Origin of the sequence: Moorena sp. SIO1F2, assembly GCF_010672755.1 — a bacterium.
In the GTDB taxonomy this organism is placed as follows: Bacteria; Cyanobacteriota; Cyanobacteriia; order Cyanobacteriales; family Coleofasciculaceae; genus Moorena.
The window spans coordinates 1-12,964 of the sequence record NZ_JAAHFV010000182.1; the positions used below are offsets into that span (position 1 = coordinate 1).

Annotated in this window: 12 protein-coding genes; 5 read left to right on the forward strand and 7 right to left on the reverse strand. The window is 42.3% G+C overall.

From position 1 onward, the window contains the following. Positions 1-97: 97 nt before the first annotated feature. A complete protein-coding gene (locus tag F6J94_RS20185) occupies positions 98-1,165 on the reverse strand; it encodes a transposase (protein ID WP_293043676.1) in 1,068 nt (355 codons plus the stop codon). Then, positions 1,152-1,781 (reverse strand): IS607 family transposase, encoded by a 630-nt coding sequence (locus F6J94_RS20190; protein ID WP_293043678.1) that lies wholly within the window; start codon positions 1,779-1,781, stop codon positions 1,152-1,154. The genes F6J94_RS20185 and F6J94_RS20190 overlap by 14 nt, the downstream gene beginning before the upstream one ends. Positions 1,782-2,147: 366 nt before the next feature. On the opposite strand from F6J94_RS20190, the gene sppA reads away from it, so the two are divergent. Continuing rightward, entirely contained in the window at positions 2,148-2,972 is an 825-nt protein-coding gene (sppA, locus tag F6J94_RS20195; protein ID WP_293020347.1) for a signal peptide peptidase SppA, read from the forward strand. A 74-nt stretch (positions 2,973-3,046) separates the two neighbouring features. Beyond that, a complete protein-coding gene (aroH, locus tag F6J94_RS20200) occupies positions 3,047-3,433 on the forward strand; it encodes a chorismate mutase (RefSeq protein WP_293020428.1) in 387 nt (128 codons plus the stop codon). 246 nt (positions 3,434-3,679) lie between these two features. Here aroH and crtR read toward each other — a convergent pair whose 3' ends face one another. The 4 genes from crtR to F6J94_RS20220 form a co-directional block, all read right to left on the reverse strand. Continuing rightward, positions 3,680-4,582: a beta-carotene hydroxylase gene (gene crtR, locus F6J94_RS20205; protein WP_293020349.1), complete on the reverse strand. Its 903-nt coding sequence runs from the start codon at positions 4,580-4,582 to the stop codon at positions 3,680-3,682. Between the two features lie 264 nt (positions 4,583-4,846). After that, on the reverse strand, positions 4,847-5,014 hold the full coding sequence (locus F6J94_RS20210) for a hypothetical protein (protein WP_293043680.1): 168 nt from the start codon (positions 5,012-5,014) through the stop codon (positions 4,847-4,849). A gap of 717 nt (positions 5,015-5,731) precedes the next feature. Then, positions 5,732-5,872, reverse strand: a complete 141-nt coding sequence (locus tag F6J94_RS20215) for a hypothetical protein (RefSeq protein WP_293020351.1) — start codon at positions 5,870-5,872, stop codon at positions 5,732-5,734. A gap of 150 nt (positions 5,873-6,022) precedes the next feature. Next, entirely contained in the window at positions 6,023-6,334 is a 312-nt protein-coding gene (locus tag F6J94_RS20220; RefSeq protein ID WP_293043682.1) for a 1-acyl-sn-glycerol-3-phosphate acyltransferase, read from the reverse strand. A 588-nt stretch (positions 6,335-6,922) separates the two neighbouring features. Here F6J94_RS20220 and metG point away from each other — a divergent pair. The 3 genes from metG (at position 6,923) to lptC (ending at position 11,205) form a co-directional block, all read left to right on the forward strand. Then, on the forward strand, positions 6,923-8,539 hold the full coding sequence (gene metG, locus F6J94_RS20225) for a methionine--tRNA ligase (protein ID WP_293043688.1): 1,617 nt from the start codon (positions 6,923-6,925) through the stop codon (positions 8,537-8,539). 106 nt (positions 8,540-8,645) lie between these two features. Next, a complete protein-coding gene (locus tag F6J94_RS20230; protein ID WP_008182130.1) occupies positions 8,646-9,248 on the forward strand; it encodes an NYN domain-containing protein in 603 nt (200 codons plus the stop codon). A gap of 814 nt (positions 9,249-10,062) precedes the next feature. Continuing rightward, entirely contained in the window at positions 10,063-11,205 is a 1,143-nt protein-coding gene (gene lptC / locus F6J94_RS20235; RefSeq protein WP_293043684.1) for an LPS export ABC transporter periplasmic protein LptC, read from the forward strand. A 242-nt stretch (positions 11,206-11,447) separates the two neighbouring features. Here lptC and F6J94_RS20240 read toward each other — a convergent pair whose 3' ends face one another. After that, on the reverse strand, positions 11,448-12,779 hold the full coding sequence (locus F6J94_RS20240) for a D-alanyl-D-alanine carboxypeptidase (RefSeq protein WP_293043686.1): 1,332 nt from the start codon (positions 12,777-12,779) through the stop codon (positions 11,448-11,450). Positions 12,780-12,964: the final 185 nt, after the last annotated feature.

The window sequence follows — 12,964 nt, forward strand, 5'->3', positions numbered from 1 at the left end:
TCACGAGGGATGGATTTTCACCATCATGGTTATCAAGTTGTCATGGTTCAGTTTCCCGACCAAGCGGTTAGTCCCCCAAACCCTTAATAGGTAAGGTTTATAACCAACGAAACGCACTTGCCGACAAAGCACGAATCATTATGTTCCGTGCGCCATTCCAATCCCGTGGTAATGAGAAACCACATTTTGGGCATTGGAATTTTCTATTACCGCCTAATTTTTCGTGAATATGACCGCACTCCGGACAAGTCTTGCTCGTGTAAGATTCATTAACTAATACCACCCTTACATCATGCCGATCTGCCATTTGTATCAAATGTTGGCGGAATTTGTAATGACTCCAGGTAAGCAGATTGCGAGCTGTCTTCTTGTTCAACTTCCTAGCTGACTTGACGACCATCTCAGATGTATCAAACGTCGGCAAAAAGATGAGCTTGTAGTTACTAACAAGGAAATACGCTGACTTATTGTGACAGTCCTTAATTAGGTTTTGAATCTTTTGGCGTAAACGATGGGCGGCTTTTCTCATGGCTCGTCTCTGGCGTTTTGCAGAGCTTAAGTCAATACGACTCATCAACCGATCTAACTGCTGACAAAGTCTTTGGATTCTACCAATATCGCTCTTACCTATTTCTATATAATTACTGCCGTCAAATCCAGTTAAAAACGTTCTGATACCGGGATCTAAAGCTATAACTCGATCTTCACTAGTGGGAGTCGGTTCAATGTATTCAGGGAAAATCCCGTACCATTTGCCTTTGATCCAAACCAACTGGGTACCGTAGATGCACTCGTCAGGAAAACCTTGAGGTGAACGGAAAGACAAGCCTTTGACTTTTGTTGGATACCAGGAACCTTTCTTGAAGTTACCAGCCTTGAACTTGATCACTTGCCTTGTTTCTCGACAAGACTTAAACTTAGCAAAACCCTTGTTAGCTTTTGCCTGCTTAAACCCATCAATTGCATCAGCTACTGCCTCTTGTAGTTGATGACCTGGGAGTTTTATTACCCACTGTGGTCTATCCGATGCCCTTGCTAATTTTTGTAAATCGTAGGCACTACCTTGATAGCCATTTTTGAGGGTAGCTATTGACCAGTTATAGATCCAGCGATAAGCATTAAGCCACGTTTTCCATACTTTATGAAGCTCTTTAGATGGAAACACCCTGAGTTTCTTGACACTGTTGGGTGTCAACTTCACCGTCTGGTTCCGAGGTTTTTTCTTGTACCGCTTGGCTGACTTGTTTTTGGTATTTTCTAAGTCCGTAAAGCCTAGCAGAGAAACAGTGGAGGATGGACACAATATCCTCGACCAGTTCCTGTTCTGGGGATAACTTGCGTTCATTGAGAACCACGAGTTTGACCCCACCTTTTTGACATAGCCACTCAAGCAATGGAAAGCCGAATCTAACTGCTCTGTCTGGATAGGCGACGACAAGTGCACAGATATCAGCGCAGTATATTCGTTCCAATATTTTGAGGAACTTGCGCCGTTTAAAATTGAGTCGTGATCCAACTTCTGTAACAATTTCTGCGTTTGGGTATTTTGCCCGTAAAAATTGAGCTTGGCGATCGAGGTCATCGAGCTGGGAATAGGTAGAGACTCTTGCATAGCACACAGTAGGCTTGTAATGCGTTGCTTCTCCTTCAACGCAGAAGCGCCTTTGATTGCCTTGGGTTCTGATACTGTCAAGTCTTCCCTCTCTATCCCATCTTCTAAGAGTTGAGGTTGAGACGCCGTAGTGTTCGGCTGCCTCTTTTGGCGTGACATATTTCTTCATAGTGTCTAAACTGCGATCAATCTACTTGAGCAAGTTTAGACAAGTTTGAAAAGCATTGAGAAACTTTTTGGTTAATAGTTACACCTCAGAAATTTGATTTAGATATTGACTTTAGATATTGACTTGGCTCAGGAGCAGGGGGCTCAGGAGCACAGGCGTGAGTTTTGGAGTTTTTCGAGCTTACTGAATAACATACAATTTCAATGGGCGACAGATTAAACGAGCTTTTTATATTTGGTTAAACACTTATTTACTTATTTACTTATTTATAGCCTCTGAGTAGCTAACCGTTTGAGAAAATGATGCAAACTATATATACAAGCTCCAGTAATCAGTTAAATCTAGACTAGATACTCACAATCACCTATGCCTTGGCCGTTTAAACGCAAATCTCTCAAACAAATTGCTCGAATTGAAATCACGGGGGCGATCGCTGGTGGTACCCGTAAACGGGTCCTCGAAGCCCTAAAAACTGTTGAAGAGAAGAAATTTCCCGTCTTACTATTACGGATTGACAGTCCTGGTGGTACAGTCGGGGATTCTCAGGAAATCTATAGCGCCTTGGTGAAGTTGCGAGAAAAGGTGAAGATTGTAGCTAGCTTTGGCAATATCTCCGCATCCGGGGGTGTTTACATTGGCATGGGAGCGGAACATATAGTAGCGAACCCTGGTACAATCACTGGAAGTATTGGTGTGATTCTGCGGGGAAACAATATAGAGCGCTTGTTGGATAAAATCGGTGTTTCCTTTAAGGTCATTAAGTCAGGTCCGTACAAAGATATCTTGGCGTTTGACCGGGAACTGACTGAGCCGGAAAAAACTATTCTTCAAGAGTTGATCGATACCAGTTATCAACAGTTTGTACAAACTGTTGCCCAGAGTCGCAAGCTAGATGTAGATGTGGTAAAAAGTTTTGCTGATGGTAGGATTTTTACTGGTGAGCAAGCACATAACTTGGGGGTGGTTGATCGCCTGGGAACTGAAGAAGATGCCCGTTGCTGGGCAGCGGAATTGGTGGGTCTTGACCCAGAGAAAACCAAGTCTTTCACCATCGAAGAACCCAAACCATTGTTGAGTCGCTTGCTACCGGGTAACCTTATTCGCAATAGATCTCAGATATCTGTTGGTATAGATTGGTTAGAGTTTGAACTATCAACTAGCGGTCAGCCCCTATGGTTGTACCGACCATAAGATAACATGGAGATTTGAGATTTAACAAGAGTCTAAAATCTCAAATCTCCCAGGGAAATTTGGAGGATATTACCTTGCACTGGAGAGTTAGAGCAATTCGAGGGGCAACAACTGCCTCAGAAAATACAGTAGCAGCGATTCGAGAAGCAGTGATGGAACTGCTAGATGAACTCGAAGCTCATAATCAAATCGACCATCAAGAAATTATTAGTGCCATTTTCACCACGACCCGTGATTTGGATGCTAAATTTCCAGCTGCGATCGCAAGAGAACGTCCCCATTGGGATCATGTTCCTTTACTTGATGTCCAACAGATGCATGTCGAGGGCAGCCTAGAGCGTTGTATCCGGTGTTTAATCCACATCAACACTCCTGTTTCTCAACTTGAAATTTATCATCCCTATTTACGTCAGGCCAAAAATTTAAGGCCTGATTGGACCTTAGCTCAAGTCAGCCGTTAGTTGTCAGGTTATTTATACTAACAATGGGGCTTAACCCTACCAATTAGCCAGCGGTAAGTTCAAGTTGTTATTAGTCATTAGTCAAAATAAAATTGTTAATGGTCAATGGTCAATGTTTAGTTAACAATTAACCATTAAAAATTAACAATTAACCATTAAAATGAAGACAATTTTATTGAGTGAAATGTATCAATGGTCAACCATCAATGGTCAACCATCAATGGTCAACCATCAACAAAAAAATTTTCAGCTTGATTCGGTTTGTCTATTAGATGATTTGCGGTGGAAACGAATTCCTAAAAAGATGTCGTATACAAAGTTCCAAAAACTCTTTCGAGCCAGAAGTCCTAGAGATTGATCACAACCTTTTTCATCTAAAAGGGGTTTAACAGCACGGTAGGCGGGCTGATACTTGTACCAGGGTATGGTCGGCCACAGGTGATGAATTAGATGATAATTTTGTCCCATAATTAGCAGGTTTATGATGGGACTGGGGTAAACTCTAGCATTTTTCCAGCGATCACGTTCTTTGAATGGACGATGGGGCAAATAATCAAAGAACAATCCTAGCGCTATACCTACAACTAATGCTGGCACAAACCAATAGTTCATGATGTAGTCTAAAAAGCCATATTGACAAGCAAGATATATGATGATGGCGATGAATAGACGGCTAAAAAACCACTCCCATAGCTCATACTTACGCCACAAACGGCGCTTGAAAAAAAATATTTCGTGATAAAAAAAGCGAACTGCAATTAACCACAGCGGACCACCAGTGGAAACAAAATGATCGGGATCATTTTCGGGATCGTTAACATTGGCATGATGCTGCATATGAACCCGCGTGAACACTGGGAAGGTAAAACCTAACATCAGGGCGCTACCATGACCCATCAGGGCATTGACGTAACGGTTTTTGTGGGCAACATGGTGAGAGGCATCGTGAATGACTGTTCCTACCATGTGTAAGGCAAGGACATTAATGCTAAAGCAGCAAGCGTTAGGCAAATCCCAAAGCCAGTAACCACTGGTGGAACAGACCACCAAGATGATCGCCGCCACAAACATGAGTAACGTTAAGTTAAACTTATCCGGGGCACCCAGGAACTCCTTGGGCACTGTCAGCGGCTTGATGGCCTCCGACATACTTGTTTTTTCTCCTTTCTACTGTCTTTTGGTAGTATAAGGTACAATGGCTCAATTATAAAGATTTGTTAAGATTAGAGCTTCTAATCAGAAACTAGAGTCAATTTCAGGAAAATCACTCTCGTCACGAGGGGAGTCACCCCCTCAGACCGTAAGGAGAGGGGAGCCTTGTCTTGATGCAGCCCCTCCTCACTCGCGCTTTGCATTAATAAAGGTCGTTGGTTAAAAGAAGTAGCTCGGTTACTCAAAATAATCCGGTCAATCCTATGGGTGGTTTTCAGAGCTACCTTCAAAGCCAGACAGACTTCCTTTCGACTCGCCACACAGATAAACGTCCTGTGAAGCTCCCTCGTTGAGTTCCGCTTCAATCAGGTTAACCACTACCCCTGCCAACTTCTGAGAGTTGCTTAAATCATCCGTTGGGATCGCCAAACAACGGACATCAAAAGCAGTTTCTCAATGTTGAGTCTGTACTGCCAACAGCTCACCCTTTCGAACCATCCCTGGTAAATAAACAAATAGTAAATAATCACCGATTAGACTGTCCCGGAGTCAAGAAACACTGACAACTCTTAACTTTTGGCATTGTTGACTTTGAATATGAAGTAGAAGTAAGAAGGGAAGCAGGTCAAAGTTGCAGAACATATGAACTATTTACTATCAGAGTAAGCTAAAACACATGAGGGGGCTATAGCTTTAGTACAAATTCTCTGCATAAGTGACATGCTCCCAGTAGTAAATGGGAAGTAGGAAATGGCAACTAGGAAATAGGAACTAGGAAATTGGTAGTTTAAATTAGTAAGCTATCAGCTATCAGCTATCAGCTATCAGCTATCAGCTATCAGCTATCAGCTATCAGCTTATGCGCTACAGATGGTGCTACTTGAGGTGCTTTTGAATAAAATAAGCTGACGGCACCTCAAGTAGCGTGAGCTTTTAGCTCACGGCTGACGGCTGAATGCTTACATAAATTATGGTTATGGATCAAGTTTTTATTCAACCATAAGTGAGCCACAAACAAGCAGATTTTATCCTTTATCCTTCATACTTGATACTTGATACTTTATCCTTGATACCCTGTAGTAACCTAGCAATTTAATCCCGGCAGGTCTTAGTAATGGGGCAGACAATCTGTTTCCCTTGATAGTGTTACAGCTGTTTCTGTGTAATCCAAGAGGAATGTCCAACTAATACTACCACACGGCGATGAATAACCATCGGATGCCAACCCATTTGTTCAAATAGGGGTTCAGATGGGTCAAACAAACGTAACCATCCCAGCGGTATCACTGAGTGTACGATTTATTCTTGGGAAGCGATCGCGCTTTAGGCGCGGCGCTGCCTGTTTAACTGATGTCCACAAAGCTAAGTGGGCAAAGCCTTTATAAAACTTGCCTATTGCCAAAGGCTGAGTCAAATTCACCATTGGTTGGGCTCGGACTAGAAACACCCCAACCCAATGATTATGTTCGAGAAACTGAACTTGCCTGTTGTAAAAACGCCTACAGTGTATTTTCTGGTTTTTCTAGAGGGAAACAACCCATCTGCTGGACAACCCACCCGCATCACTGGTACTTGTCCCATGTAATGATCACAAGCAATGGGGATTGGTTGCCCTAAGGCTACCATCAACAACGGGACATCTAGAAAGCCAGGATGGTTGCTCACTACTACAACGGCAGATTTATGAGGAATGCGATCCTCATCGATATTGGAACATTTGTCTTCCCATTGCAGCAAGCAGCGCATCATAAACCTGTAGAGGAAGATGGTCAGACACCAGTTTCAGTCATCAATTTCTAATCTAAATTAACATTTCTTAACATTATTTTCAAATTCTATCTATTGACAGATGCCTTAAAGTAGAGATAATCAGGTGCAACACAACTAATGGTGATAGACTGCCAGTGACTACAAGTGTGTAGCTTGACACATTAGGCATTAAGCCAGTAGTAGAAAAAGCCTGTTAAATCTAAACTAGACTACTAACTTATGTTAATAATTAATTTTCCTTATAATCAAGTGACAGAAGGTGGCCTTGATTCCATTCCTTCAAGGGAGTGGGATAACTTATCGGCTGCTTATCATTACTCCTTACTCATAAGTAACAGACTAAGGAGTAATGACTCGAAACCCCACAACTAAAATAGGTGGAATGAGTTACAAGATAATAAACAATTTTGAGTAACGTCAACTAAAAAGTAGCGACAGATACTTTTTAGAAAAGGTTAAAACTTAAGTAAATCTGATTAGATAAATACTACATATAGTAACAACTAAAATTAATACTAGTAGCCATACACTAGGTTATAAATCACTTAAATAAGTTAAATCAGTTGGCTGGAGGGCGTTTTTAACACTCATATGATTCATACGAATACTACTAAAAATACATTTGCCATTACAACACCCCTTTACTATGTGAACGACTTACCCCATATCGGCAGTGCCTATACCACCATGGCATCTGATGCAGTAGCTCGTTTTCAACGGTTACAGGGCAAAGACGTACTGTTAATTACTGGTACAGATGAACATGGACAAAAAATTCAGCGGACTGCTGAAAATCAAGGGGTAGATCCTCAAGTACATTGCGACAAGATAGCTGCTGGATTTGATGTCCTCTGGCAAAAGCTCAATATCCAGTATGACCGTTTCAGCCGCACTACTGCTAACCGCCACCAAGCCATTGTCAAAGAATTTTTCATGCGGGTTTGGGATAAAAGTGACATTTATCTGAGTCAACAACAAGGGTGGTACTGTGTCTCCTGTGAGGAATTTAAAGAGCAACGGGAACTTCTACCTGGAAACCGCTGCTCGATTCACCCCAATCAAGAAGCGGAGTGGCGGGATGAGCAAAACTACTTTTTCCGGCTCTCTAAATACCAAAAACAGCTAGAAGAACTTTACCAACAGCGACCGGATTTTATCCAACCGGAAAGTCGCCGTAATGAAGTGTTGAGTTTTGTCAGTCAGGGACTACAGGATTTTTCGATTTCGCGATTGAATGTCGATTGGGGCTTCCCAGTACCGGTTGATCCCAGCCACACCATCTATGTCTGGTTTGATGCCTTACTAGGCTACGTGACTGCCCTATTGGATCCCGATAGTGAACCAACTCTTGATAATGCCTTACAAAAATGGTGGCCGATCAATTTACATCTTATCGGTAAGGACATCCTGCGCTTTCATGCTGTATACTGGCCTGCCATGTTAATGTCAGCCTCTCTACCTGTTACAGGTCAAGTATTTGGTCATGGCTTTCTGACCAAAGATGGTCAAAAAATGGGAAAAAGTCTAGGCAATACCCTAGACCCAGTGGAGTTGGTAGATAAATACGGTGCTGATGCAATTCGCTATTATTTTCTAAAAGAGATTGAATTTGGGCGAGACGGGGATTTTAGTGAAACCCGTTTTATCGATATCGTCAATGCCGATTTAGCCAATGACCTAGGTAATTTGCTCAATCGCACCTTGGGAATGGCTAAAAAGTATTGTCAAGGTATTGTTCCAGCTTTAACTGGCTCAGATATTTCACAGGTCAATCCTCTGCTCGAAATTGGCTTAGATCTCGGTTCAAAAGTCGCTAGGGCTTATGAATCCCTAGCGTTTAGCCAAGCTTGCCAAAAAATATTTACTCTGATTCGAGCCAGTAACAAATTTCTAGATCAGCAAGCTCCCTGGAGCTTGTATAAACAAGGAAAACAGCAAGAGGTTGAACAAGTGTTATATACAGTTTTAGAGTCAGTGCGCTTAGCTGCCTATCTCTTATCACCGATTATTCCCAGTATTAGTACGGAGATTTACAAACAACTAGGTTTTGCCATCGACTTTAGCCAAAAAGAACACATCTTTTTGGCTGCGCCCTATGTATCCCATGCATCTTGGGGGGTTTTACCTCAAAACCAGAAGCTAGGAAAACCCAAACCGGTATTTGCACGACTGGAACTCACCTAATTTGGTTCCGTCTTATTAACCAAAAACTTAATCGGCATCTTACCTTAATGCTGATTAAGTAAAAAGTTTTTTAAATTTTTTTTTTTAACAAAGAGGTATAATAAAAATGCTGAGCCATTATAATCATGACCCAATTTTTACACCTGAACAAGTCCTAGAAAACCGTGGTCGTGTTGCCATCTTTATCGATGGTTCAAACTTATTTTATGCTGCCCTGCAACTAGGGATTGAAATTGACTACACTAAGCTATTGTGTCGTTTGACAGCAGGGTCTAGGCTACTACGCTCTTTCTTTTACACTGGTGTTGATCGTACGAATGAAAAGCAGCAGGGCTTTCTACTCTGGATGCGTCGTAATGGCTACCGAGTAATTGCCAAAGATTTAGTGCAGCTACCAGATGGCTCAAAAAAAGCTAATCTGGATGTAGAAATTGCTGTTGACATGATGGCACTAGTGGGTTCCTACGACACAGCAGTTCTAGTCAGTGGTGATGGCGATCTTGCCTATGCAGTAGATTCTGTAAGTTATCGGGGAGTTCGGGTTGAGGTAGTCAGCCTACGCTCCATGACCAGTGATAGTCTCATTAATGTAGCTGACCGCTATATTGACCTTGATACCATCCAAGAAAGTATCCAAAAAACACCCAAACAAAACTATACTTACCGTCCTTTGTCTGGGTTCAATGTCATGGATGAACAGCACAAATAGTTTGGTGATTAGTGATTAGTGATTAGTGATTAGTGATTATTCATTATTCATTATTCATTATTCATTGGTGATTAGGGTCTGTCTGATGGGGTCGAAACTACGATGTAGGTGTGTGGGCGTTTCTTTCTCATGTCTTGTAGCATTCGGGCAATAATTAGTGGCTGAAACCCTATAGTTTATGTCCGATGCTTTCCCCTCCTATAGTTGACATACAGACTTTATTAATGGAGTAGGGTCAACCATCTAAAAACTGAAAGCTAAGCAACTAAGTCAAGTATAGCTGAGGGGGTAACAGGTCGCCTATAATCATTAACTCATCTGGGTTTGGTCAATTCAGTTACAAAACTTATATCCAACTTGAAGGAAATAATCAGAGATTGAGTTCTCAGTAATTGAAAATATTCTGCCGAGCGCTGAGCGGGTGAAAGGTAGGCTATAATCCTTATCTGGTCAGGATGCGCGTCAAGTCAGTTACCAAACTTACTTATCAACCCGATTTTTCGACCAGTTGGAGGAAAGAATCAGGGATTGAGTTCTCAGTAATTGAAAATATGCTCATGATTGTCTAGGTATAGTTTGGGATGAGAGTGACCTTAAACCTAGAGCTGACAAAGAATTTGGGGGGCTTGTCGCCCCCCAGGAACTATAGAGGTTATAAAAACTTCTAATAACTAAGGAGTAATAACTAGTATAGCGTTTCCTAGTAAGCAATTTTTATAAAAATTCCTTTTTTAAATCGATACAAGTCTTTATGATTAAGCTTTGTATCGATTATTTTATAGTCATTTATCCTAACCACACGCTCTTAAGCCATATGTTTTTATACTCCAAGAGATGTCTGATTTTTTTTATTTTGATTTTCACGGTTTACTCATTATCTGGTTGTAATAGTGATCCGAAATCATTAAATCAAGTTCAGGAAGACACTAACGTTACTGAAAAAATTGAAGGAAGTCTAGTCTTTAAAAACGTCACTCTAGATCAGTCAGATAAGCAAGGTCGTCCTCTATGGAAAGTTACTGGAGATAAAGCGACTTACTCTCCAGATAGAAAAATCGCTTACATTGAGAAACCCAATGGGGATTTGTATCAAGATGGGAAACTGATTTTACAGGTTTCAGCCCAGAGTGGGGAAATCCTAGAGAATGGTGAGATAGTGTTTCTCAAAGGTCAGGTCACGGCTACAGATCCCCGTAATGGTGCTGTGTTACGAGGTGATGAGTCTGAGTGGAAACCTAAGGAAGATTTGTTAGTTATCCGCAATAACGTTAAAGGTAATCACCCTAAACTACAAGCATCCGCAAAGGAAGGGCGTTACTTAAGTCGCACCCAGAATTTGGAATTAATTGGTCAAGTAGCAGCCATATCAAAAGACCCAAACTTGCAAATGAAAACGGAACGTTTGGTCTGGCATATCGAACAGGAGAAGGTAATTGGTAACAAAAGCATACTGATTGAACGCTATAAAAATAAGATAGTAACAGAACGAGTGGAAGCAGATAAGTCTGAGGTAAACCTTAAGGCAAATATAGCAACTCTCAAGAAAAATGTGCAGTTGACTTCGGTCGAACCACCGGTCGTGATATCGACTAATTCAGCAGTTTGGAATTTGAATGATAAAACTGTTGTGTCCGATCAGCCGGTTAGAATTGTTCACCAGCAGGAGAAAGTGATGGTAACAGCTAACAGGGGACGGGTAGATTTGGGTAAGAAAGTAGTTAGGTTAACGGGAGGAGTACAAGGGGAGGGAAGCCGTAAGCAAGCCAAACTATACGCTAATCAGCTAACTTGGGATATCCCCACCCAACAGATGGAAGCCTCAGGTAATGTAATATATGAACAAGTTTCACCCCAATTTAATACGACTGGTGATAAAGCAGTGGGTAACCTTGAAGCTCAAGATATTTTAGTAACTAGTGGTGTTGGGGAAAGAGTGGTAACAGAAATTATTCCTTGAGCTAGTTGAAGGTTGTTCGCGTAGCGTGGCCTTTTGGCCAAGGTTGTTCGCGTAGCGTGGCCTTTTGGCCAAGGTTGTTCGCGTAGCGTGGCCTTTTGGCCAAGGTTGACTGTAGCCTAAATTAATTTATTGCTGAGACTGGCTTTGGAGCCGTTGACCAAAGTTGACAGTTGACCAAAGTTGACAGTTGACCAAAGTTGACCGTTGACCGTCAACGGTCAAGCCAACTCGATATCTATTTGCTATTTTTTATTTTCAATCAACAAGGCACTGCTGATTTTTTCAATACGCTTGGGATCACCAATGATCAATGGTTTATGGGTTTGATTGCTACTCTTTTGGGTAAGGGTACCCCACTCCACAGACAGGCGTTGCAGTAGCTGATCCTGTTTTGTGCGAAATTCTAGGATATCGTTGCCACCGTTAATAATGGCAAACCACACTAAACCGCGATCGCGTGTTGGGAGAAAACCAGCTAGAGCACTAACTTCTCTGAGAGTTCCGGTTTTAATCACAGCCCCTGGGGGAATGTTACGGTCGAGCATGGTTCCCTTAGTATCCCGTCCAGCTAGGGGGAAGACATCCCTAAGATTAAGCTCGTAAGGCTGTAAAAAGCGCTCAATAGCCATGAGCATAGCACAAGCAGCACGGGGGGAAATTCGATTCTCCATACCTAAACCAGAGCCATTAATCAACTGAATTTCGCTACCGGGTACACCAGCTGACCTAGCCGCCAACCGAGCGGTTGTCTGAGCACCCCCAATGGCTTGAGACAACATCTGAGATACGTCGTTGTTACTGTAGATGTTCATCTCTCTAAGAATATCTACCAGGGGCAAGGACTTGTGGAGTAACAGATATTCCTGCTTGGGAATGGGAGTATCAGATACGACTACATTACCAGCAATTTCTAATTCGGGTTTCTCGGTTCCTTTGGCCATCGATTGATACTGGCGGACAATCTGCCAAGACCAGCTGCTGGATTTTAAGGCTTGCAAGAGTTGCCCACCAGCAATTTCTGGGTTGTCCTGATCATTCATAGTGAAATTGCCAATGATCACTAAATTTCCAGTGACCCGGCGGATTCCCAGTTGATTTAGACTATTACCCAATGCGATCGCTTCTTCCCACACAAAAAACGGGTCGCTACCACCAGTAATCACCAAATCTCCCTCCAATACCCCATCTTTAACTATTCCGGTGGCACTGACTCTAGTTTCAAATTGATGAGCTGGTCCCCATTGCTGTAATGCCGCTAGACTAGTGGCAATTTTCGTGATTGAAGCTGCGGGTATTGGAACATTTCCCCGGTGGGTCGCGAGTCTAGTCAGTCCCGATTGAATCCATACTCCTTGCTTAACTGCTGAACCTTGAACACGCCATTTTCCTATGAATTCATCCACAATCGCTTCAGCAGACGGGTCTGGTTCAGCTGGCAAGCTAAACAAGGAGGTATCCCGCCAAGCCATCAGTTGAGCTTGATCAAGGTTGATCGGTTGTAGAATTCTCCAAAGTTTGACAGATATAACGACAAAGGCACCGGCAAGGATCCCAGCAGCAAGTTGTTTTAGCATTCACTACACCACATTTGTTTCTTGAGGCTGCTCTATTTTAGCTAAGACCGCTAGACATGCCCCACACCTCAATGCGCAGCATGAGTGTGGGAACGAAGTTACCGCAAGAATAGGGCAGCCTTTATGGTTGGTCGGCTATGCGTAAAAGGGTTAAAACTTTATGATTAAGGCTGCCCTATTCTAAG